Annotated in this window: 20 protein-coding genes; 8 read left to right on the top strand and 12 right to left on the bottom strand. The window is 71.8% G+C overall.

What is annotated here, in order from left to right; genetic code table 11:
• Positions 1-61 precede the first annotated feature (61 nt).
• From ACFY3I_RS03915 to ACFY3I_RS03930, 4 genes are all read right to left on the bottom strand, one after another.
• Entirely contained in the window at positions 62-622 is a 561-nt protein-coding gene (locus ACFY3I_RS03915; RefSeq protein ID WP_390859198.1) for a PDZ domain-containing protein, read from the bottom strand.
• 254 nt (positions 623-876) lie between these two features.
• A complete protein-coding gene (cyc2, locus tag ACFY3I_RS03920) occupies positions 877-3,066 on the bottom strand; it encodes a germacradienol/geosmin synthase Cyc2 (RefSeq protein ID WP_390859199.1) in 2,190 nt (729 codons plus the stop codon).
• Positions 3,067-3,287: 221 nt separating this feature from the next.
• A complete protein-coding gene (locus ACFY3I_RS03925; RefSeq protein ID WP_390859200.1) occupies positions 3,288-4,439 on the bottom strand; it encodes a damage-control phosphatase ARMT1 family protein in 1,152 nt (383 codons plus the stop codon).
• Positions 4,440-4,495: 56 nt separating this feature from the next.
• Positions 4,496-5,143, bottom strand: coding sequence for a ScbR family autoregulator-binding transcription factor (locus ACFY3I_RS03930; protein WP_365292695.1), 648 nt, complete (start codon positions 5,141-5,143; stop codon positions 4,496-4,498).
• A 377-nt stretch (positions 5,144-5,520) separates the two neighbouring features.
• On the opposite strand from ACFY3I_RS03930, the gene ACFY3I_RS03935 reads away from it, so the two are divergent.
• Positions 5,521-6,465 (top strand): lytic polysaccharide monooxygenase, encoded by a 945-nt coding sequence (locus ACFY3I_RS03935; RefSeq protein WP_390859201.1) that lies wholly within the window; start codon positions 5,521-5,523, stop codon positions 6,463-6,465.
• A gap of 17 nt (positions 6,466-6,482) precedes the next feature.
• On the opposite strand, the gene ACFY3I_RS03940 is transcribed toward ACFY3I_RS03935, so the two are convergent.
• Positions 6,483-7,133: a Tat pathway signal sequence domain protein gene (locus tag ACFY3I_RS03940; protein ID WP_365292699.1), complete on the bottom strand. Its 651-nt coding sequence runs from the start codon at positions 7,131-7,133 to the stop codon at positions 6,483-6,485.
• 615 nt (positions 7,134-7,748) lie between these two features.
• Between ACFY3I_RS03940 and ACFY3I_RS03945 the strand changes: the two genes are divergently transcribed.
• Together ACFY3I_RS03945 and ACFY3I_RS03950 are read left to right on the top strand one after the other, a co-directional pair.
• Positions 7,749-8,447, top strand: coding sequence for a DUF6230 family protein (locus ACFY3I_RS03945; RefSeq protein WP_390859202.1), 699 nt, complete (start codon positions 7,749-7,751; stop codon positions 8,445-8,447).
• Entirely contained in the window at positions 8,447-8,884 is a 438-nt protein-coding gene (locus tag ACFY3I_RS03950) for a DUF6114 domain-containing protein (RefSeq protein WP_390859203.1), read from the top strand. The genes ACFY3I_RS03945 and ACFY3I_RS03950 overlap by 1 nt, the downstream gene beginning before the upstream one ends.
• A gap of 168 nt (positions 8,885-9,052) precedes the next feature.
• Here ACFY3I_RS03950 and tatA read toward each other — a convergent pair whose 3' ends face one another.
• From tatA to ACFY3I_RS03965, 3 genes are all read right to left on the bottom strand, one after another.
• A complete protein-coding gene (tatA, locus tag ACFY3I_RS03955; protein ID WP_390859204.1) occupies positions 9,053-9,319 on the bottom strand; it encodes a Sec-independent protein translocase subunit TatA in 267 nt (88 codons plus the stop codon).
• Between the two features lie 140 nt (positions 9,320-9,459).
• Positions 9,460-12,033, bottom strand: a complete 2,574-nt coding sequence (locus ACFY3I_RS03960) for an HAD-IC family P-type ATPase (protein ID WP_390859205.1) — start codon at positions 12,031-12,033, stop codon at positions 9,460-9,462.
• A complete protein-coding gene (locus ACFY3I_RS03965; protein WP_365292710.1) occupies positions 12,023-12,382 on the bottom strand; it encodes a metalloregulator ArsR/SmtB family transcription factor in 360 nt (119 codons plus the stop codon). Before ACFY3I_RS03965 ends, ACFY3I_RS03960 begins: the two co-directional genes overlap by 11 nt.
• 133 nt (positions 12,383-12,515) lie before the next feature.
• Here ACFY3I_RS03965 and ACFY3I_RS03970 point away from each other — a divergent pair, with 133 nt between their 5' ends.
• The gene (locus ACFY3I_RS03970; protein ID WP_365292712.1) at positions 12,516-12,971 is read left to right on the top strand and encodes a TerB family tellurite resistance protein; all 456 of its coding nucleotides are present in this window, start codon (positions 12,516-12,518) and stop codon (positions 12,969-12,971) included.
• A gap of 120 nt (positions 12,972-13,091) precedes the next feature.
• Here ACFY3I_RS03970 and ACFY3I_RS03975 read toward each other — a convergent pair whose 3' ends face one another.
• Complete coding sequence (locus ACFY3I_RS03975) at positions 13,092-14,054, bottom strand: ABC transporter substrate-binding protein (RefSeq protein ID WP_365292715.1); 963 nt, start codon at positions 14,052-14,054, stop codon at positions 13,092-13,094.
• Positions 14,055-14,420: 366 nt separating this feature from the next.
• Here ACFY3I_RS03975 and ACFY3I_RS03980 point away from each other — a divergent pair, with 366 nt between their 5' ends.
• Genes ACFY3I_RS03980 through ACFY3I_RS03995 form a run of 4 tightly spaced genes read left to right on the top strand, consistent with a single transcriptional unit; the run spans position 14,421 to position 18,390 of the window.
• On the top strand, positions 14,421-16,880 hold the full coding sequence (locus ACFY3I_RS03980; protein ID WP_390859206.1) for an ATP-binding protein: 2,460 nt from the start codon (positions 14,421-14,423) through the stop codon (positions 16,878-16,880).
• On the top strand, positions 16,877-17,356 hold the full coding sequence (locus ACFY3I_RS03985) for a roadblock/LC7 domain-containing protein (RefSeq protein ID WP_351325995.1): 480 nt from the start codon (positions 16,877-16,879) through the stop codon (positions 17,354-17,356). Before ACFY3I_RS03980 ends, ACFY3I_RS03985 begins: the two co-directional genes overlap by 4 nt.
• Before the next feature lie 34 nt (positions 17,357-17,390).
• Positions 17,391-17,807 (top strand): DUF742 domain-containing protein, encoded by a 417-nt coding sequence (locus tag ACFY3I_RS03990; RefSeq protein WP_365292718.1) that lies wholly within the window; start codon positions 17,391-17,393, stop codon positions 17,805-17,807.
• On the top strand, positions 17,794-18,390 hold the full coding sequence (locus ACFY3I_RS03995) for an ATP/GTP-binding protein (protein WP_390859207.1): 597 nt from the start codon (positions 17,794-17,796) through the stop codon (positions 18,388-18,390). Before ACFY3I_RS03990 ends, ACFY3I_RS03995 begins: the two co-directional genes overlap by 14 nt.
• 47 nt (positions 18,391-18,437) lie before the next feature.
• Here ACFY3I_RS03995 and ACFY3I_RS04000 read toward each other — a convergent pair whose 3' ends face one another.
• From ACFY3I_RS04000 to ACFY3I_RS04010, 3 genes are read right to left on the bottom strand one after another with little or no spacing between them, the layout of a single operon-like run.
• A complete protein-coding gene (locus tag ACFY3I_RS04000; protein WP_365292723.1) occupies positions 18,438-19,103 on the bottom strand; it encodes an ABC transporter permease in 666 nt (221 codons plus the stop codon).
• On the bottom strand, positions 19,100-19,750 hold the full coding sequence (locus ACFY3I_RS04005; RefSeq protein ID WP_365292724.1) for an ABC transporter permease: 651 nt from the start codon (positions 19,748-19,750) through the stop codon (positions 19,100-19,102). Before ACFY3I_RS04005 ends, ACFY3I_RS04000 begins: the two co-directional genes overlap by 4 nt.
• Entirely contained in the window at positions 19,747-20,877 is a 1,131-nt protein-coding gene (locus tag ACFY3I_RS04010) for an ABC transporter ATP-binding protein (RefSeq protein WP_390859208.1), read from the bottom strand. The genes ACFY3I_RS04005 and ACFY3I_RS04010 overlap by 4 nt, the downstream gene beginning before the upstream one ends.
• Positions 20,878-21,041 lie beyond the last annotated feature (164 nt).

Below are 21,041 nucleotides of genomic sequence, written 5' to 3' on the forward strand. Positions count from 1 at the left end.
ATCCGGAACCACCGCCGGCTGCTGAGCGCGCCGCCTCTTTGGGACGGCCGCCAGCCGCTGATCAGGTCACGACGCCGGGGACGACCGTCAGCTGCTGGTAGCCGCCGCTCTCGTGCCGCACCGTGAGTTTCAGCTCGCTGCCCGGCCGGGCGTCGGCGACCGCGCGGACCAGGTCGGACACGCTGTCGATCCGCCGGTCGCCGAGCTGGAGCAGGAGGTCGCCGCGGACCAGCCCCGCCGTGTACCCCGGCCCCGGCACATGCACGCCCACCACCAGCGCGCCCACCTTCTCGGCGTCCACGGCCTCCACGCCCAGCGTCGCGGCGGCCCTCGGCGCGGGCGCCGGGGTGGCCGGGCGGACGGGCACCGGTGTCGGCGCCGGGGCGCGCTGCCGAAGTTCCGCCAGTCTGCTCATGCCGATCACCGTGGCGCCGGCGGTGCCGAGTCCGACCCCGGTGAGCACCAGGACCGCGCCGACCGCCAGGCCGAACAGCAGGGACCTGACCCGCCGGCCGCGCCGCCGCGCGGCGTGCGGGTGCCGGGCCGGCCCGGGCTCGGGGTCGGGCTCGTCCCGGCGTTCCTGACCTGGGATCGGCTTGGGACGCAATGCGGTCTGTTCCATGGTTCGCCTCCAGCCGCAGCTCTACCCGGCGCACGTGGGCCCGACGAGACACGAACGAGTGAGACTGCCCCCGGGTGCGGAGCGGGAAGGCTCGGGTCCCACCTGCGCTCCGGCCGCACGGGGGCGGCGCGCCACGAGGCCCGCCACCATCCTCGCGGGTGTCCCGTCGCACACCGGTTCCCCCGCGGACCGGCGGGCCCGGCGCGGGACTCCCGGCAGGGTCCGCGCCGGTGCCGCCGGTGCCGCCGGTGTCGTCAGGCGACCGGGAGGACCGGGGCGGTCGGGGCAGTCGGGAGGGCCGGGGCGGTCGGGGGGCGGTCCGGGAGGAAGCCGTGGGCCCGGCGGGCGAGGTGGTCCGCCCGGTAACGGTCCACCCCCCGGTGCCAGTTCAGGACCCCGGCCATCCAGTTCTGCAGGTCGCGGACATAGCCGTCCATGGCCGCACGCGCCTCGGCGGACAGCTCGAAGTCGTCGTACACGACCGGGAGTTCGTTGCCGATGACGTGCTCGAACTGCTGCATTCGCTGGGTCGTCAGATCGTGTACGACACGGAGCGCGGTCGGATAGTCGACGCCGAAGAAGTTCTGGACGACCAGGATCGCGTTGTGGAACTCGCCCTCGTACTGGATCTCCTTCTGGTACGAGAAGACGTCGTTGACGAGCATGCCGTAGTCGATGGCGGCGTTCTCCAGGGAGCGGACCGGGCCGCTGCGGTAGACCTCGCCGGGGATCGACGGGCCCCGGCCACGGCGGGCCAGGCTCAGCGTGAGGTCGGAGCCGAAGGTCGCCCGGCGCATCTCCAGGTAGTCGACGGGGTCGGGGACGCGGTGCTGCAGCTGGTTGGACATCTCCCACAGCCAGCTCTCGGTCATCCTGTCGACGGACTGCCTGAGCGCGAGCCGGTCCTCGGGGCTCATGCCGGCGGTCGTGCGGGCCCACAGGTCGGTCAGGCCGCGCTCCATGCCCGTGGCCGGCTCGGGGACGGGCTCGTCGGCGAGGGGCATGCAGGCGGAGAGGCGGGCCGTGGCGAGCCGGGCACCGGCCAGGTCGCGCCGGGTGCCGAAGACCAGGGGGTAGTAGTCGTCCGCGTAGGTGCCCCAGGCCAGCCAGTGGGCGCTGAGGTCGAGTTCCTCGGGGGTCGCGTCCGGATCGAGCCCGGCCGCGCAGAGCACCAGGTCGGAGGCGGCGAGCTTGTCCTCGTCCCAGACGCCTTCGGCGAGCATGCCGGTGGCGTGCATCCAGGCGGTCAGCCGGGGGCGGGCGGCGTCCAGGTGCGGGCTGAGGTCGACCTCGTAGGGCATGTGGAAGTCGGGCAGGAGGGAGGGGCCGACCTGCTGGAAGGGCACGTGGGTGTAGGCCCGCAGGCGCTCCGCGGCGGCCGACGCGAGCAGGGCGCCGACGTCGGCGGCGGAGGTGCCGGGGCCGGTGAGCTGCTGCCAGGCGGAGGGCCGGACGGCGCCCTGGTTCATGTAGCGGCTGGAGCGCAGGTGCCACTCGTGGCCGCCGGACTGCCAGTCCTGCAGGCCCTTGGTGTACGCGGCGATCGCCGCGGCCTGGTCGGGGGTGAGGCCCTTCTCGGCGGCGACGGCGGGGACTTCGGTGAGGGCGGTGTGCTCGAACTGGTGCAGGCGGGAGGTGAGGATGTCGTTGACGGTGTCGGCGGCCTCCTGGGTGGTGCAGCCGAAGAAGGTCTCCAGGACCAGCACGCCGTTGCTGTTCTCGCCCTCGTCCTCCACCTCGCGCTGGTAGGAGAACAGGTCGTTGCGCAGGTGGACGGCGTCGGCGAAGGTCTCCATCAGGACCCGCAGCGGACGCGTTTCGGCGGCGGCCGCGGGCACCTCGGCCGTGGCGTACTCGACGAGCCCCGCCGACCAGGGGGCGCCGCCGACCTTGCGGCGCATCTCGATGTACTCGACGGGGTTGGCGATCCGTCCCTCGTTGATGTTGGACAGTTCCCACATCGACTCGTTCAGCAGGTGCTCGGTGGCGACGGAGAAGCGGAGCCGCCAGTCGACCGACATCGACGGCACGGTGCGCGCCCACAGGTCGGCGAGTCCCGCCTCGACCGGGTTCCGCGGTTCCGGTACGGGGGTCGCCAGATCGAGCGGCATGAACAGCGGGAGCCGTTCGAGATGGGCCTTGCCGGCGGCCCGGTCCTGGGTGCGCTTGTACATGTCGAGGAAGTGGTCGTCGAAGAAGAACACCCACACGTACCAGTCGGTGATCAGCGACAGGGCGGGGCCGTCGCAGTCGGGATGGGTGTAGCCGCACAGCAGGCCGTAGTCGTGTGCCTCCAGGTCGGCCTGGGTCCAGATCCCGGAGCCCTCCAGCATGCCCATCCCGCGGGCCCAGTCGGTGGAATGGGCCCGGGCCTCCTCCAGATGCGGATTGAGCCGCGCGGGATACGGCATGTAGAAGTGCGGGAGTTCGAACGGCTGCGTCATGGCCGGGCCCTACCCGGGGCCTCCGACCGCCATCCGCCGCGGGACACATGATCACACCATCGCGTGAACCCGGGCGGATTCCGCGATCCTTGGGCGGCCTCTGTGGCGTCCGCGCCGCACGCCTCTCTCCGGCCTCCCGCCCGGACACCCAACCGGCGACGGCCACCGACCACTCGGCCCGTCCCCGGCCCCCGTCTCCCGCTTTCGTCTCCCCAGCGGTGTCAAGCCCCGCCCGACGAGCGTGGATTGACCTGGATCAGGGCGTGGGTGCCCGCGGTTCGCCAGCGCTGCCCCTCGGCCGCGTCCAGGGCCGCCTCGGTGCCCGCGGAGAGGCCGGTGATCACATCGGACTTGAGGGTGCGCAGGGCGGCCACCGGGCCCGGGAACCAGGCGGTGACCTCGGCGAAGGGAGTGGTCGGCGGCCAGAGCCGATCACCCACCAGGCGCCGGTAGTTGAGGTCGCCCTTGAAGACGGTGAGGTCGGCGGAGGCGAATTCGGCGCGCAGGTCACCGGGCATCTCCGCGTACGGCAGCGGGGCGCAGGAGAAGGGGTGGGCGCGTACCGTGAGCCTGCCGTCCGACAGCGCCGACCAGAGAAGGCGGCCATACGCGGCGGCCGCACCGGACGCGCCGGTGAGCCTGCGCAGGGCGTCGAGCACGTCGGCGGTGGTGGCGTCGGAGACGTAGTAGGGATACGGCTTGACGTGCAGGACCGCGTCCGCGACCCGCCCGGTGTCCAGGAGATGCGCGATCAGCAGCAGGTCGGGGACGAGTTCGCGGCCCGCGTTGTCGGCGACCAGGCACAGGGTGCCGCCGCGGAGCAGCCGCCACAGTTCGGCGCCGTCGTCGGCGACCAGGGCGGAGACGGCCTCGCCCGACGCGGCCGAGAGGCGGAATCCGAGGTCGGCGCGGTTGCCCCAGAGGGAGCCGTGCAAGAGGGCCCGGTCCGGGTCGTCGCCGAGACCGTCGAGCGCGGCGAGTTCCTCGTCGGTCTCCTTGGCGTCGAGTTCGGCGAGCTTGAAGGGGCGGAACGGATCGATGCCCTGCCAGGGGCCGGGGCCGAAGTAGCCTACGGCGTCCAGGAGCCGGCGGTAGAAGTAGCTCTCCGACCACAGCCACGGCACGTCGAACCAGGACTGTCCGAGGTGGCCGTCCAGGCCCCAGCCGTGCCAGAGGTCGTCGCCGGGCAGCGGTTCGACCACGCCCTCGGTGCAGTCGTGCAGCAGCGCGTCGAGGGCGCGTTGCCGCGCGGGGTCGTAGGGGAAGGCGTCCCGCACCTGACGGATGATCGCCGGGTGCCGTTCGGCCAGCACGCTGTGCGGGAAGGGGCCGGTCGTGCCGAGGATCACGGGTGCGGCGGCGGAGTCGGGCATGGACGTCACGCTATCGCGCGAGGTGCCCGGCTCCGCCGAACCGGCGGCGCCGTCTGTCACGCCGTTCTGATCTCGCGCTCCAGCTGGGTGGCGAGGGTCATGTAGCGGGCGCGCCGGTGCACCGGCACCAGGCCGCGGATCATCAGGTACCACATCTCCGCGACCCTGCGTGGCAGGCGTGCCACCGGCTCCAGGCTGCGGCCGGCCACCCGGGTGCCGACGAAGAAGCAGACCAGGGAGTGGGCGACGGAGCCGATGTCGATGTCCGGGTGGACGTCGGACTCCTTGACCGCGCCCTGGAGTTTGCGGGTGGCGAACTCCAGGCCTTCGGTGAACGGGTGCCGCAGCGGGGGCCGTACGCTGACGTCCGCGGTGGCCAGCCGCAGTCCGGCGCGCGGGATCGGACCGTCGACGGAGAGCCGGGCGATCGCGAACGTGGTGCGCATCAGGGCCTCCAGCGAGGAGTACCCGCGGCTGTCCAGTTCCTTCACCAACTGGCTGGAGGTGCGGGACTGGAGTTCCATGATGGCGTGCGCCAGGTCCTCCTTGGCGGCGAAGTGGAAGTAGAGCGCCCCCTTGGTGACCTTCGCGTGTTCGACGATCTCACTCAGACTGGTGGATTCGTAGCCACGCCGGTCGAAGAGGTCGGCGGCGGCGGTGATGATCGTGGCACGGGTCTGCTCCGCGCGTAACTGCCTCGCCATCGACTCAACACTCCTCACGGCTCCAAACCGACGGGGCATGCGGTTTGTTTTTTACCCCGTGCACACGATAGCTCACCGTGCGGCAACGGGAGGCGACTGTGCGGACCTGGTGACGGACGCGCGCAAGTGGTGGGTGTGGCACCGCGATCGGCGGAACACACAGCACCGACGCACGAGAGCGGAAGAAGCAACTCCCTGTTGATCGTGCCGGATTCCGAAGGTGATGCGAACGGCCGGGCGCGCATCGGTGAGCCCAACAATACGAGCCGGACGGTTGGTTCTCAATGACGCCGTCGCCGGCCGCTGAACGGTGCGCGGCCGGAACCCGTACTCACTTCGGCAGACTTCGAACCCGCGCCCGCCTAGGAGACGTCCCGATGACCCGGACGACCGCCCGTGTGACGGGAGCCGCCGTCGCGGCTCCGCTGCTGCTCCTGTCGTGGGCGGCGGGGTCCGCCCAGGCGCACGGCGCGCCCACCGACCCCGTCAGCCGGGTCTACGCCTGCTCCCCCGGCGGCGGCAGCGCGGCGACGGCGGCCTGCCGGGCGGCGATCGCGGCGAGCGGGCAGAACTTCGCGGCGTGGGACAACCTGCGGGTGGCGGGTGTCGGCGGCCGCGACCGGCAGGTGATTCCGGACGGCCGGCTGTGCAGCGGCAACCTGCCGGCGTACCGGGGGCTCGACCTGGCGCGCACGGACTGGCCCGCGACCCGGCTGACCCCGGGCGCCCGGATGACGATGACGTACGCGTCGACGATCGCGCACGAGGGCACGTTCAAGCTCTATCTGACGAAGCCGGGTTACGACCCGGCGAAGCCGCTGAAGTGGTCCGATCTGCCCGCGCAGCCGTTCGCCGAGTTCCGGGACCCGGCCCTGACGAACGGGGCGTACCACTTCACGGCGACGCTGCCGGCCGACCGGACGGGACGTCAGATGCTGTACACGATCTGGCAGAACAGCAGCACGACGGACACCTACTACTCGTGTTCCGACGTGGTGTTCACGGCGAAGGCGAAGGGGAGCGGCGCCGTGCGCAGGGGCGGCACCGCGACTTCGAGCGCGCGGGCGAGCGCCACGCCGACTCCGAGCGCGTCGAAGAGCCCGACTCCCGCGGCCTCGCGGAGCGTTGCCGCCTCGACACGGCAGACGTCGGCGGCGGTCCCGGTCGATCCGACGACCGGAACCGCCACCGACGGCACTCCGGTGGCCTCCGACACGGCCTCGGGTTCGGGCCCGTCGGCGCCACTGCTGGCGGGCGGCGCCGCCGCGGTGCTGGTGCTCACCGCCGGCGCCGCCCTGGCGTCGCGTCTGCGTCGACGCTGACCGCCTTCGTCAGGAGGTCAGTTGACGAAGACGGTGGCGCCGTTGTCGCTGACCGGCGCGTACTTGGCGGTGAAGTATCCGGCGGAGAAGCAGAGCGAGGAGCCGGAGGTCTTCGTGAACGCCTGGTTGGCGAATGCGATGCTGTTGTCGGTATTGCTCGCCGTACCGGTCAGGCTCGGCGCCTGGTAGACGCAGGTGATGCTGCCCAGCAGCGTCTTCAGCTTCACCGTGGTCTGGATGGTGGAGCCGCTGGCCGGCGTGACGGTGAGGGTGCCCGCGGAGGCGACCGCGGTGGAGTAGGGCAGGTTGTCGACGGTGATGCTGGTGACGCCGGTGACACCGAGGACGTTGCTGGTGCAGCTGCTGGCGTCGAAGGTGTGTCCGCTGACCGACTCGGTGGCGGTGCCGGGGGCGGCCGGGTTGTCGGTGACCGTGGCGGTGAAGACCGAGGACGTGCACTTCACACCGCTGGTGCCGGTGGCGCTGGAGTAGAGGGTGGCGCTGGTGCCGGTGGCCAGCGGCGCGCTGAGCACGTCGCCCACGGCGACGGCGGTGCCGCCGGCGCTGCCGGTGGTGAGTACCGCGCCGTCCGCGGAGGCGGGAACGGTGGCGGCGGCCGAGAGGGCCACGACGGTACCGGCGAGGGCGAGCAGGGATCGCGTACGCATGCGGGTGCCTCTTTCCTTGGGGGGACTTGCATGAGGTGGGGAGAGGTGGGGGGTTGAGGGTGGGCGCGGGTGCGCCGCCAGCCGCTGCCGGCCCGTGACGCCTTCTCCGTACGCGACGGACCGGCAACGGCAGCCGAGCCGGACACCGGCCGAAGGTCTGGGGGGTTTGACCTTCTGCCGGGCCGGTTGCGGGCGTTCGGGCACGACCCCTGGGGGGAAGCGACCGTGCCGACGCCGTGAGCGGAGCGGTGATCGATGGGACCGGGAGACGGTCGGCACCGCTCGGCGGATCCGGCGCCACGGATCCGAAGGAAACCAGGGAGATTTGTAGACCTGATCAACCGTCAACGTCAAGAGAAGTCAAGGGAGTTGATTAACCGATCAAGGGAGTGCGAGGTCGGAACACAACTGACGCATATTCAACACCCTTTTTTCACAACCGCCTTGACCCCTTAATGTAACCGCCGGTAACTTTCGGCGTGGCTACTGCTGCGTAACGAGAAAGCCCTTGCGTCCGCCGGGAGTTGCGAGGAGGCGTACGCGGCAGCCGCTGTCCGCGCCAGGACAACGTGCCACTGGAGCCCAACCCGCGTGACTTGATGCATGGGAGCAGACATGGCCTCGTCCCCGGACATTCCGTCCGCCGACAACACGCCGGAGAACCCGGGAAGCGGTTCTCCTTCCGAAACGCCAGACACCACCGGAGCCGAGGGAGGGCAGCAAAGACGGGGACAGGTCCGCGCGCGCCGGGCCGCCGTGATGGCCGTCCCGGCCACCCTGGCCCTGGCCGGCCTCGCCGTCCTGACCGCGCAGGGGGCGCTCGGGGTGTCGTTCTCCATCTCCGGCATGCCCTTCACGGTCACCGCCAAGTCGCTCGACGGCACCGGCTTCGAGCAGTTCGGCGGCCTCGACAACATGATCAAGGACAGCCCGAACGAGGGCGACACCGGCGGTCAGGTGCTGATCGTCACCTCCGCGATCAAGAAGGCGACCCTGGACAGCCTGTGCCAGAGCGTCGACCTCGGCGGCGTCAACCTGCTCATCAAGGCGGGCAGCGGCTCTTCGAAGGTGGAGGCGACCGATCTCACCACCGACTCGACCGAGCTGTCGGGCGACGCGGCCTTCAAGAACATCGAGATCGGCAACGACGCGAGCACCCTCGACAAGGCCGGGGTCCAGGGACCTCCCGGCGTCTTCAGCCAGCAGGCCGACACCGTGCACATCGACAACCTGCGGCAGACCAACTACGCCACCACCGCCGCCGTGTTCAAGCTTCCCGGCCTGAGACTCAGCTTCAGCGACTCGGGCTGCTGATGTCCGGCACGGACACGCCGCACGAGGGATGGCGGCCCGCCTTCCGCGACTGGCGGGCCCGTCGGCCGTTCTGGGGCGGGCTGCTCCTGACCCTCGGCGGCGGGTGGATCCTGCTCACCGAGAAAGCCTCCCTGAAGGTCGTCATCCACATCGGCATGCAGGGCCTGGCGGGCTACCTGCTGCCGGTGGTGATGCTTATCTGCGGCCTGCTGGCCCTCTTCAACCCCTCGCAGCGGCTCTTCTACTCCGTGGTCGGCGTCCTGTGCTCCCTCGGCAGCTGGGTCACCTCCAACCTGGGCGGTTTCTTCATCGGCCTCGCCCTCGGGGCCGTCGGCAGCTGCATGATCTTCGGCTGGCTGCCGGACCAGGAACCGCGGGTGAGCCGACGGCGGCGGAAGAAGCAGGAACACGCGACGAAGGCCGTACAGGCGCACTGACGCGGGCTCCGGACAGCACGCCACCAGCTGTGGCGACATGTCCGGAGCCCCCTCGTCTTCGGTGCCGGATCCGGTGCCGCGGCCCCGGCACCGGCATCACCATCGCGCCGCCATGAAGGCAGCGCGCTCAGGCCGGGCCGCCCGGGCGCCGGCCGGGGTCCGCGGGCGTCAGATCGCGGTGGCGGTCGGCTCGGCGGCCTTGGCGGGCTCCGGCTGCGCGGCAGCCGCGGTCGGCTCCGCCGCCATCCGCACCGAGGTCGGCTCCACCGGTGCGGCGGCGTCGTCCGTCTTCATCGCCTTCGCCTCGCTCTTGAGGATGCGCATCGACTTGCCCAGGGCCCGGGCGGTGTCGGGCAGCTTCCGGGAGCCGAAGAGCACGATGAAGACGATCGCGACGACCAGCAGGTGCCAGGGTTCCAGTCCGTTACGGAGCATGACCGCCCCCTCCCTTTCTCACGTTGTTCGGTGCCGACGAGAGGCGCTTCCCGCACCCTGGCCGAGCGGCGACGATTGCCACATTGCGCAACTGTACAACCCTGCCGCACGGGCGGTGGCGGGACCCGGCCGCGCGATCGCTACGGCCGGCGCCGGTCATGGCGTGCCCGTACCGCCCGCAGGGCCGGCGCGTACAGCCCCATGACGGCGGCGAGCAGCAGCGGGTAGACGGGCGGCAGCCCGGTCATGCCCAGGGCCGCGCCCAACGGGCTGGGCGGGAGCAGCAGGCCGACGGCGGCCAGCGCGGCGGCGGCCCGTCCGATGGGGCCGGGCCGGGGGCCGCCGCGCAGCAGGAACATCACCAGGGCCTGGGTGAGCAGGTTCTCCGTGAACCAGGCGGAGTGGAAGACCGCCTGGTCGTCGAGGGCGTCCGGACCGCGCAGGGCGAGTGCCAGGACACCGAACGTGGCGAGGTCGGCGACGGCGTTGAGCACCCCGAAGCCGGTGATGAACCGCAGGAAGGCGCGGGGCCGCAGCACGGTCGGGCGGCGCAGGGCCGCCGCGCCGGGACGGTCGTGGGCGAAGGCGAGCTGAGCGGCGTCGAAGCAGAGGTTCTGGGCGAGCACCTGGACCGGGAGCATGGGCAGGAAGGGCAGCAGCAGGCCGGCCAGGAGCATCGCGATGACGTTGCCGAGGTTGGAGGAGAGGGTGACCCGCAGGTAGGAGGCGATGTTGGCACTGCTGTGCCGGCCGGCGGTGACGGCGTGCCCGATCGCACCGAGGTCCTTGGCGGCCAGCACCACGTCGGCGGTCTCCCGGGCGAGGTCGACGGCGGTGCGCGGCGCGATCCCGACGTCGGCCGCGCGCAGGGCCGGGACGTCGTTGACGCCGTCGCCGAGGAAGCCGACGGTGTGTCCGGCCGCGCGCAGGCCGCCGACGATACGGGCCTTGTCCTCGGGGGTGCAGCGGGCGACGACGACGGGCCCGGGGTGCGGGCCCGGACCCTCCGGCGTGGCCGTGCCCGCCCGCGGCCCGGCCACGGCCCCGTGCTCCCCACGGCGCAGCACGTCCGCGGCCACCTCCGCCTCGACCGGTCCCAGGCCCAGGTCCCGGCACGCGCGGGCCGCGGTGGCCGGATGGTCGCCGGTCAGCACCATGATCGTGATGCCCTGTCCGGCGAGGCCGCGCAGTGCCTCGGCGGCGCCGGGGACCAGGGCGTCCCGGAAGGTGACCAGGCCCCGGAAGGTGAGGCCGTGCTCGTCGGCGGCCGTGCGGGGGCGGATGCGGGCGGGGCCTTCGGCGGTGGCGACGGCGAGGACGCGCAGCCCGGCGCCGGACTCGCGGGCGGCCAGGGCGAGCAGGCGTTCGTGTTCGGCGGGGTCCAGGTCGCAGCGGGCCAGGACGTCCTCGGCGGCACCCCTGGTGACCAGCACATGGGTGCCGAGGCCGCCCGCGACGACGGCCGTGGCCAGGCGCCGCCCGGCGTCGAAGGGGACGGCGCCGAGGCCGTCGTACTCCTCCCCCACCGGTCCGGCCGCCGTGAGCAGGGCCTCGTCCAGGGCGTCGGCGGTGGGCAGTTCGCCGAGCTGGAGGTTCCACCAGGCGCCGACGGCCGCCCAGCGCAGCACGTCCGGGTCGGCGTGCCCGTCGGGGCCGAGGGCGTCCGCCACGACGGGCCGGTCCTGGGTGAGCGTGCCGGTCTTGTCGAGGCACAGGACGTCGACCGCGCCCAGGTCGTGCAGCGCGGGCAGCCGCCGTACGACGACCCGGTGGGCGCGGGCGAGCAGTGCGGCGGCGCGGGCCAGGCAGGTGGTGACGATCACCGGGAGCATCTCGGGGGTGAGTCCGACGGCGACCGCGACCGCGAAGGGCAGCGTCTCCAGGCCCCGGCCGCGCAGGGCGGCGTTGGCCATGAGGACCAGCGGCGGGGTGAGCAGCATGAAGCGGATGAGCGCCCAGGAGATGCCGTGCACCGACCGGTCGAAGGCGCTCGCCTCCCGGCGCCGGCCCGCCGTGCCCTGCGCGGCGGCGAACCGGGTCCGCTCCCCCGTCGCCACGACCACCGCCGTGGCGCTCCCCGAGGCGACCCCACTGCCCTGGAAGCAGAGGTGGGGCCGCTGGAAGGCACCCGCGCCGGCCGGATCGTCCGGTTCGGGGACGTCGGCGGCGGCTTTGGCGACGGGCGCGGACTCGCCGGTGAGCACGGCCTGGTGCACGGTCAGCCCGCGGGCACGCAGCAGGCGTACGTCGGCCGGGACCAGGTCACCGGGACCGAGCCGTATCACGTCGCCCGGCGCCAGGTCGGCGACCGGGACCTCGCGGGCCCGCGGCGGCGCCTCCTCCCCCGCGCGGCGCAGCACGGTGGCGGTGCCGCCGACGAGTTCGCGCAGGGCGGCCAGGGAACGGTCGGCGCGGTGTTCACCGGCGGCGCGCAGCCCGCAGCTGACCGCGACCAGGGCGAGGATCACCACGGCCGTGCCCCAGGAGGCGACCAGGGCGGAGACCAGGCCGAGGGTGAGCAGCACGGCGGTGAAGGGGTCGCGCAGGGCCCGGAGGCAGCGCAGCGGCCAGGAGGCGGTGTGCGGGAGGGGCGGGGTGTTCTCGCCGACGGCGGCGAGCCGGGCCGCGGCCTCGGCCTCGGTCAGTCCGCGCGGTCCCGTGTCCAGCCCGCGCAGCACCTGAAGTGCGGTGGCGGCCTCGCCGTCAGAGACCACGGGCGCGGGGGGCCGGGAGTCCGGTGCCGGTGCCGCGGGCGGTGAGGCTGCCCACGAGGAGGCGTACGACGTCGACCACGTCCGGGTCGTCCAGCAGGTACACCTGCCGGCGGCCCTCCCGGCGGGAGCGGACCAGCCCGGCGAGCTTCAGTTTGGTGAGGTGCTGGCTGACGGCGGGCAGCGCGCCGCCCACCCGCTCGGCCAGACCCGTGACGTCGCTCTCGCCCTGGGCCAGGGCCCAGACGATGTGCAGCCGGGCGGGCGAGGCGAGCATCCCGAAGGCGGCGGCGGCCTGCGCGAGCACCTCCGCGGAGGGGTCGTCACGGCCGTCGCCGGACGCTGTAGCCACTGTCGTACTCCTCCTGTCCACCGCGTCCACGCCACCCGTGCCGGATCGAAGGGAACAGTCTAGGACGCGGGAACTTCTCGGTGGCCGCGTCAGTTTCTACGTTGTTGTAGAACCGACCGAGGAGTGAGTGCGCATGGCTCTGTGGGACCGCATCAAGGACTCCGCGACGCAGATGCAGACCCAGCTGGTGGCGAAGAAGAACGATCTGAAGAGCGGTGCGTTCCGCGACGCGAGCATGGCGATGTGCGCGCTCGTGGCGGCTGCCGACGGCAGCATCGACCCGTCGGAGCGACAGCGGGTCGCCCAGCTCATCGCCACCAACGAGGTGCTGCAGAACTTCCCGGCGGACGACCTGCGCCGGCGTTTCGAGGAGAACCTGAACAAGCTGACCGCCGACTTCGCCTTCGGCAAGGTGAGCGTGCTCCAGGAGGTCGCCAAGGCGAAGAAGAAGCCGGCCGAGGCGCGTGCCGTCATCCAGATCGGCATCGTGATCGGCGGCGCGGACGGCGACTTCGACAAGACCGAGCAGGCCGTGGTCCGTGAGGCCTGCTTCACGCTCGACCTGCCGCCGCACGAGTTCGACCTCTGACCGGACGGGCCCGCGCCACACGGCACCGGCGGACCGCCAGGTGCCGTGAAGGCGGCCGGCCCGGTCGCGCCGCCCTGGGCGGTGCGACCGGGCCGGCCGGTGTTCGGCAGCGGGCGCGGGTCAGCCGCCGAGGCCGACCTTCTTCAGCCAGGCCTGGGCCACGTCCAGCGGGTCCTTGTTGTCGGACTGGACCTGGGTGTCGAGGTCCAGCAGGGTCGCGGTGTCCAGCTTGGCGGAGACCGCGTCGAGGGCGTCGGTGGCCGTCTGGTTCAGAGCGCTCTTGTAGACCAGCGGCTGGACGTTCTCGAAGCCGAAGAGGTTCTCCGGGTCCTGGAGGACGACGAACTTCTCCTTGGTGATGGTCGGGTCGGTGCTGAAGATGTCACCGGCCTGGACCGCGTTCTTCGTCAGCGCCGCCTCGGTGAGCGCGCCACCCGCGTCGAGCGCCTTGAATGACTTGAACTCCAGCCCGTACACCGACTTCAGGCCGACCAGGCCCTGCTGGCGGGTCTGGAACTCCGGCGACGCACCGATGACCAGTTCCTTGGCGATGTCCTTGAGGTCGCCGATGGAGGACTTCTCGGTGAGCTTGTACTTGGCGGCGGTCGTCGCGTTCAGCGTCACCGTGTCCTTGTCCTGCGCCTCCGCCGGGTCGAGCAGCGTCAGCTTGGAGTCCAGCTTGGCCTCGATGGCCTTGGTGGTCTCCTCGACGGACTTCGGGGTGGCCTTGGGGTCGAGGTAGGCGAGCAGGGCGCCGTTGTACTCGGGCAGGACCGAGATCGAACCGTTCTTGAGCAGACCGTAGGTCGTCTCACGGCTGCCGATGTTGGGCTTGTAGGTGACCTTGACGCCCTTGGCCTTCAGCGCCTCGCCGTAGATGTCGGCGATCAGGGTGCTCTCGGCGAAGTTGTTCGATCCGACGACCACGGTGTCGCCGCTCGCCTTGCTGTCGGACAGCGGGTCGGACTTGCCGTCGTCGGAGGAGGAACAGCCCGCCAGCAGGGCCGTCGTCGCCGCGAGCGCGACGGCCGCCGCACCTCGGTATGTCCGGATTGACCTGCTGGGAAGGGTGTTGGGAGTCACGGTTGCCGTTTCCGGGAGCTGTGGACAGAAGGTGGGGGTGTTGCTGCGGACCACGTGGTGATACCGCGAACCGCGTGGGGCTGTTGCGAACCACTCCACACGATCCAATCCAGCCGGTTCTCGGTCAGTCAAGTGCCCCCGGGTCACCGATTGGCTTCGATCCGTGGCCACTTGTGGACGCAGAGCGGTCTCTTTGTAACGGATTCTTGATAAAGAGCAAGCGGAATCGAGCTTCAAGAACGCTGTAGTCTCACCGCAGTTGACATCGGTCACAGCGGTGCACGGGGCCCGCTACTCGGTGTCGTTCCGCAGCAGCTCGGGGTGAAGACGCCCCCACAGTCGAGACACCTTCATGAAGGAGGCCCGGTGTCCACGAACCAGGTGGACGCGCCCGTCCGGCCCGCCCAGGAGCGTGCCGGGACGAGGGGTTTCGCCGACCGTTGGCCCTTCCGGCGCAAGCTCAACCTGCTGGTCGGTGTCCCGCTCGCCGTCATCACCGTACTGCTCGCCTACGTCTTCACCGACCTGGTACGGCAGTCCACCAGCGCGGACGACGCGGCACGGCTCGTACGGGACTCGACCCAGGTGGCCCGCCTGGTGGGCAAGGTGGAGGCGGAGCACCAGCAGGCGATCCTGCTCTCCGCGCGCTACGAGTCCGGCGACGACAAGCCCTCCTCGGCGGAGTACCGCGCGGCCCAGAGGGCGGTGACCGCCCAGCTCCGCGCGGTCCGCGACGCCTTCGGCGACCGGCTGCCGGACACCGAGGCGGACGCCCTGCGCCAGGTCGAGGGCCTGACCAGCCTGCGCGAGACCGTCGAGCAGTCCTACCTGCCGGCGGACAACATCGACCCGGCGTACTCCAGCGCGGCCGACGATCTGATCGACGGCCTCGGCCTGGACCGCAACGCCGACCTCGCCGCCACCTTCACCGGCAACCTGCTCGACTCCCTGCTGCGCGCGGACGCCGCCCACGGCGCCTTCGAGACCAACGTCCTCGCCGCCACCACCGGCGACACCAACGCGCTGATCGAGTTCACCAGCGCCGTCGGTGCCTACGACCGCTACCAGCACCAGGCCGAACGCTTCGCCCGGTTCGCCACCGAGGGCCAGGCGGCCCAGCTGGCCTCGATCGAACACACCAAGGCCCAGGCGCAGATCGCCCAGTCCTACGCCGAACTGCAGATCGACCCGAGCCGGCTGCAGGCCGGCAGCCAGGACGACATCCGCAAGGCGGTCTCGGACGCGCTCACCGCCTACCCGTACTACCTCGAACAGGCCCCCGCCCGGCTGAACATCACCGCCTCGCTGATCGGCCAGATCGCCGACCGGGCCGACGCCGCCGCCGACTCGGCCCGGTGGCACGCCATCTACCTGCTGACCGGCACCCTGCTCGGCTTCGTCCTGTGGATCGCCCTCGCCGCGCTGGTGCGGCGCTCGGTGATCCGCCCGGTCCAGGCGCTCACCGGGGTCGCGCACGAGGTCGCCGAGGTGGCGGGCCGCGAGCTCGCCCGGGTCGCCGACGACGACGCCGAGGACGCCGGGCCACCGCGGCTGCGGGACATGCCGGTCACCGCCCGCGACGAGATCGGTGACCTGGCCGACGCGTTCAACCAGGTGCAGACCACGGCCGCGGCGCTCCTGGAACGCCAGGTGCTCAGCCGCCGCAACACCGCCGAGATGTTCGGCAACGTCGGCCGCCGCGTCAGCAACCTGACCACCCGCCAGCTGGCCTTCATCGACGCGGTGGAGCGCGCCGAGACCGACCCGGCCCTGCTGGAACGCCTCTACTCCATCGACCACATCGCCGTCCGCCTGCGCCGCAACGCCGACAGCCTGATGCTGCTGGCGGGCATCCGCGAGACGGTGCTGGCCTCCGGGCCCACCCCGCTGTCCAACGTGGTCCGGGCCGCCCTCGGCCAGATCGAGGGCTACCAGCGGGTACGGCTGTACGCCGGCACGGAAGCCATGATCGAGCCGGACATCATCGGTGACCTCACCCTGATGGTGGCCGAACTCCTGGAGAACGCGGTGTCGTTCTCGCCGGAGGGCAGCCCCGTCGAGGTGACCGTCCGCACCGGCGTCGACGGCGCGCACGTCGTCGTCACCGACCACGGCATGGGCATGAGCGCCGAGCGGCTGGCCGAGGAGAACGCCCGGCTGATCCGCCGTGAGCGCCTCGACCTGGTGCCGACCAAGGTGCTCGGTCTGTTCGTGGTGGGTGCGCTGGCCCGGCGCTGGGAGATCGGCGTCGAGCTGACCCGCACCCCGGGTGGCGGCGTCACCGCCGAAGTGACACTGCCGTCGAGGCTGTTGCTCACGATGAGCGCGGTGACGGACAGCGTCCCCGAAACCTCCGGATCCCGGCCCGCCACGGAAGCGGCGCAGACCGCGGAACCGGCCGGGCCGGCCCCGACCGGACCCACCGCGGCCGCCTCGGTCCCGGCCGCCGCCGAGCCCGAGAGCCCGCTCCCCCGCCGGGTGCCGCGCCGCGAACCGGCCGCCGAGACGGAGGCCGCACCGGTCCCGCTGATCCCGGCGGCCCGCGACGGCGAGTCGACGGCCGACTCCGTCGACGGAACGCGCCCGCTGCGCCGCCGGGTGCGCGGCGCGACCCTCCGTACCACCGCCGGCGCCGCCCAGGCCCTCGCCCGGCCGGCGCGCGACCGCGACGCCGATGCCGAGCGGGACGCGCTGGAGGAGTTCGAGGCGGCGGTGGAACGCGCCCGGCGCGACAGCGACACCGGCAGCCACGAACAGCCCGTGCCGCACCCCGAGACCAACCCGCCGCACCACCAGATCCACCTTCCGGAAGGAGCCGAGCAGTGAGCACGTCGACAGGTGACACCCCGACGGGCGGCGCAGCCACGCCGACCGACCTGCAGGCGGCCGCAGCCGACTTCACCTGGCTGCTGAACCGCTTCGCGACCGAGACAGCCGGCGTGGTCGACGCGATCGCCGTGTCCTCCGACGGTCTGCTGATCGCGGTGTCGGAGCTGCGTGAACGCGCGCACTCCGAGCGCCTCGCCGCGATCGTCTCCGGCATCACCAGCCTGGCCGCCGGCGCCTCCGGCAACTACGGCCTGGGCGGACTGAACAAGGTCATCATCGACCTGGAGGGCGGTCACGTCATCGTCTCCGCGATCGGCAGCGGCGCCGTGCTCGGCGTGGTCGCCGACAACGAGGCCAAGCTCGGCAACATCGCCTACGAGATGACCCTGTTCGCCAACCGGGCCGGCGCCGCGCTCAGCCCGCAGCTGGTCCTGGAGCTGAAGAACAGCGTCGGCGTCCCACAGACGCGCTGACCGGCGGAGCCGGTCGAGAGAGGGAGACACAGCGATGGCGGACGGCTTCCCGCCCCCGGGCCCGGACCCGGTCGGCCCGGCCCCCGCCGTACGGCCGTTCCTGGTGACCGCCGGCCGGGTCGCGGACGGCGACTCCGGACCGGCGATGCCCGTCGAGACCCAGGTGGTGGCGACCACCGCCGGCCTCGACGCGCTCGCCCGGCTCTCCTTCGAGCAGCACGACATCATCGCGGCGTGCCGCCTCCCGCAGTCGCTCGCGGAACTGGCGGCCCGGCTGCGGCTGCACCTGAACGTGGTCCGGGTGCTCGCCGAGGACCTGCGCGAGGCCGGGCAGCTGACCGTGCACGTGCCCGACTTCGAAGCCACCCACGACTCGTCCGTCCTGCGCAGGGTTATCGACGGCCTGCGGGCCATCCCAGACTCCCGAGGGGTACTCCGTGACACCGACTGACTCGCTGACCCGCGGGGCCGGGCGTACGGCCGTACGGCCGCCGCTGCCGGTGAAGATGGTCATCGCGGGCGGATTCGGCGTGGGCAAGACCACCGCCGTCGGCTCGATCTCGGAGATCGAGCCGCTGACCACCGAGGCGTCGATCACCGAGGTCGCGGCGGGCGTGGACGACCTGACGCACACCCCGCGCAAGACGACCACCACCGTGGCGATGGACTTCGGCTGCATCACCATCGACCCGACGCTGAAGCTGTACCTGTTCGGCACCCCCGGGCAGGAACGGTTCGGCTTCATGTGGGACGACATCGTCGAGGGGGCGCTCGGCGGACTCGTCATCGTTGACACGCGTCGCCTGGACGACTGCTATGCCGCGGTCGACTACTTCGAGCACCGGGGAATCCCGTTCGCCGTCGCCATCAACGCGTTCGACGGCCGTGTCGAGCACACCATGGACGAGGTGCGGTGGGCCCTGGACGTCGCCGAGGGGACACCGGTGGTCGTCTTCGACGCCCGGGAACGGGGTTCGGTGCGGGACGCGCTGCTCGTGGTCCTCGAACTGGCACTGGCGCGGCGCGAGGCGTAGTACGGCGCGAGGGGCGCCGGGGACAACCCGGCGCCCCTCGCGGAGCGCTAACTCCTGCGCACTCCCGGAGAGACCGTCAGTCTCTGCACCGCCCAGAAGATCCCGAGCGTGACCAGGGCCATCGCGGCCACCAGGGTGGCGCCGCCCACCACCTTCTCGTAGTTCTTCTGGTAGAGGCCGTCGATGATGTAGCGGCCGAGGCCGCCCAGGCTGACGTAGGCGGCGATCGTGGCCGTCGAGACGATCTGGATGGCCGCCGAACGCAGGCCGCTGAGGATCAGCGGGAGCGCGACCGGGAGTTCGACCTGGAAGAGGACCCGCGCCTCCGGCATGCCCATGCCGCGCGCGGCGTCCACCGGGGACGGGTCGACGGAGCGCATCGCCTCGTACGTCGTGACCAGGATCGGCGGTACGGCGAGGATCACCAGCGGGATCATCACCGGCAGCAGGCCGAAGCCGAGCCAGATGAACATCAGGACCAGCAGGCCGAAGCTGGGCAGCGCCCGGCCGGCCGTCGCGATCAGGGCGAGGGTGTTGCCGCCCCGGCCGTAGTGACCGGTCACCAGGCCGACGGGCAGGCCGATCAGGGCCGCGTAGGCGAGCGCCTGCAGCGAGTACTGGACGTGCTCCCACAGGCGGGTCGGTATGCCGTCGTAGCCGTGCCAGTGCGAACCGTCGCTGAAGAACGCGTGGATGAAGCTGAGGACGTTCACCGGGTGCTCTCCTTCGGCATCCAGGGCGTCAGCACACGGCGTACGAGGACGAGCACGGCGTCCGCCAGGATCGCCAGTACGGCCGTCGTCACCACGGAGTTCACCGCCAGTTCGGGGCGGTGGTAGGTGTTGGCGTCGTTGAGCAGGTTGCCGAGGGCGCCCTGGTTGCCGATCAGCATGCCGACACTGACCAGGGAGATGCTGGAGACGGTGGCCACCCGCAGGCCCGCGATGATGGCGGGGACGGCGATCGGCAACTGCACCTGGAAGTAACGGCGTACGGGGCCGAGGCCCATGGCGGTGGCGGCGGCGAGGGTCTCGGCCGGGACCGAGCGGACGCCGTCCACGATCGCCGGGACCAGGACCACCAGGCTGTAGACCGCCAGCGGGATCATCACCGTCGTCTCGGTCTGGCCGGTGTAGTCGATGAGGACCACGAAGAAGGCCAGCGAGGGGATGGCGTACAGGATCGTGGTCACGCCCAGGACCGGCGGGTACAGCCAGCGGAAGCGCACGCAGAACTGGGCGATCGGGAGCGACACCAGCAGTCCGGCCAGCACCGGGACGAGCGCCTCCCGCAGGTGCAGGCCGATCAGTCCGAAGTAGGTGTTCTGGAGGTCGCTGGGGATGTCGAAGAACCCGCTCATCCGGCGGCCTTCGTGTTCTCGCGGCCCTCGGCGTGGGCGGTGCGGATCGCCGCGCCGATGACCTGCTGGGAGACGACGCCGACCGCCCGTCCCTCGCCGTCCACGGCCACCGCCCAGCCGGTCGGCGAGAGCACCGAACCGTCGAGGGCGGTGCGCAGCGAGTCCCGGCCGGGCACGAACGGCCGCCCGTACGACAGCAGTTGCGCCGGGTCGATGGAGCCGGCGGTGAGGGCACGCGGCTCGCCCCAGCCGAGCGGCCTGCCGTCCAGGTCCGTCACCAGCAGGTAGGGGGCGTCCGCCGAGGTGCGGGCGTCGAGCTTGGTGGCGTCGGCGTCGACCGGAACGATCGGTCCCCTTTGCAACTCCAGCCCGGCGGACGGGAAGAAGGAGAGCCGGCGGATGCCCCGGTCGGCGCCGAGGAAGTCCTCCACGAAGGCGTCGGCTGGGTCGGTGAGCAGTTCGGCGGGCGGTGCGAACTGGGCGAGGTGGCCGCCGGTTCGCATCACGGCGACCATCGTGCCGAGCTTGATCGCCTCGTCGATGTCGTGCGTGACGAAGACGATCGTCTTGCCCAACTCTCCCTGGATGCGGAGGAGTTCATCCTGGAGGCCCTTGCGGACCACGGGGTCCACGGCGGAGAACGGCTCGTCCATCAGCAGCACGGGCGGGTCGGCGGCGAGCGCCCGGGCCACGCCGACGCGCTGCTGCTGGCCGCCGGAGAGCTGGTAGGGGTAGCGCCTGGCGAGGGCAGGGTCCAGCCCCACCCGCTCCATCAGCTCGGCCGCGCGGGCGCGCGCCTTCTGCTTGCTCCAGCCCAGCAGCCGCGGCACGGTGGCGATGTTGTCGACGATCGTGCGGTGCTGGAAGAGACCGGCGTTCTGGATGACGTAACCCATGGACCGGCGCAGGGTGTTGACCGGCTGTGCCTGGACGTCGGCGCCGTCGAGGAGGATCCGGCCCTCGGTGGGCTCGATCATCCGGTTGATCATCCGCAGGGTCGTCGTCTTGCCGCAGCCCGAGGGGCCGACGAAGACGGTGATCGAGCGGTCCGGTATCTCCAGGGAGAGCCGGTCGACGGCGACCGTACCGTCCGGGTACCGCTTGGTGACTGAATCTATCCGTATCAAAACGCCGAATGCCCTTCGGGTTTGGCTGAGGCTGCCCGGTTTCGACCACGGTCGCCGTGGCGCAGGCCGTTGCGGGGAGAGTCTAGACCGCAAGTGTTTCAGCACTTTGGCGGCCGACCGGTCGTCCTCACTCTGTGACCTGGCCTCCGGGATCAGCGGGCCGC

Source organism: Streptomyces sp. NPDC001068 (genome assembly GCF_042897315.1).
Taxonomy (GTDB): Bacteria; Actinomycetota; Actinomycetes; order Streptomycetales; family Streptomycetaceae; genus Streptomyces.

Coding starts and splice junctions, on each gene's coding strand:
- ACFY3I_RS03915 (WP_390859198.1), bottom strand. CDS start 622: ATGGAACAGACCGCATTGCGTCCCAAGCCGATCCCAGGTCAGGAACGC.
- cyc2 (WP_390859199.1), bottom strand. CDS start 3,066: ATGACGCAGCCGTTCGAACTCCCGCACTTCTACATGCCGTATCCCGCG.
- ACFY3I_RS03925 (WP_390859200.1), bottom strand. CDS start 4,439: ATGCCCGACTCCGCCGCCGCACCCGTGATCCTCGGCACGACCGGCCCC.
- ACFY3I_RS03930 (WP_365292695.1), bottom strand. CDS start 5,143: ATGGCGAGGCAGTTACGCGCGGAGCAGACCCGTGCCACGATCATCACC.
- ACFY3I_RS03935 (WP_390859201.1), top strand. CDS start 5,521: ATGACCCGGACGACCGCCCGTGTGACGGGAGCCGCCGTCGCGGCTCCG.
- ACFY3I_RS03940 (WP_365292699.1), bottom strand. CDS start 7,133: ATGCGTACGCGATCCCTGCTCGCCCTCGCCGGTACCGTCGTGGCCCTC.
- ACFY3I_RS03945 (WP_390859202.1), top strand. CDS start 7,749: ATGGCCTCGTCCCCGGACATTCCGTCCGCCGACAACACGCCGGAGAAC.
- ACFY3I_RS03950 (WP_390859203.1), top strand. CDS start 8,447: ATGTCCGGCACGGACACGCCGCACGAGGGATGGCGGCCCGCCTTCCGC.
- tatA (WP_390859204.1), bottom strand. CDS start 9,319: ATGCTCCGTAACGGACTGGAACCCTGGCACCTGCTGGTCGTCGCGATC.
- ACFY3I_RS03970 (WP_365292712.1), top strand. CDS start 12,516: ATGGCTCTGTGGGACCGCATCAAGGACTCCGCGACGCAGATGCAGACC.
- ACFY3I_RS03990 (WP_365292718.1), top strand. CDS start 17,391: ATGGCGGACGGCTTCCCGCCCCCGGGCCCGGACCCGGTCGGCCCGGCC.
- ACFY3I_RS04005 (WP_365292724.1), bottom strand. CDS start 19,750: ATGAGCGGGTTCTTCGACATCCCCAGCGACCTCCAGAACACCTACTTC.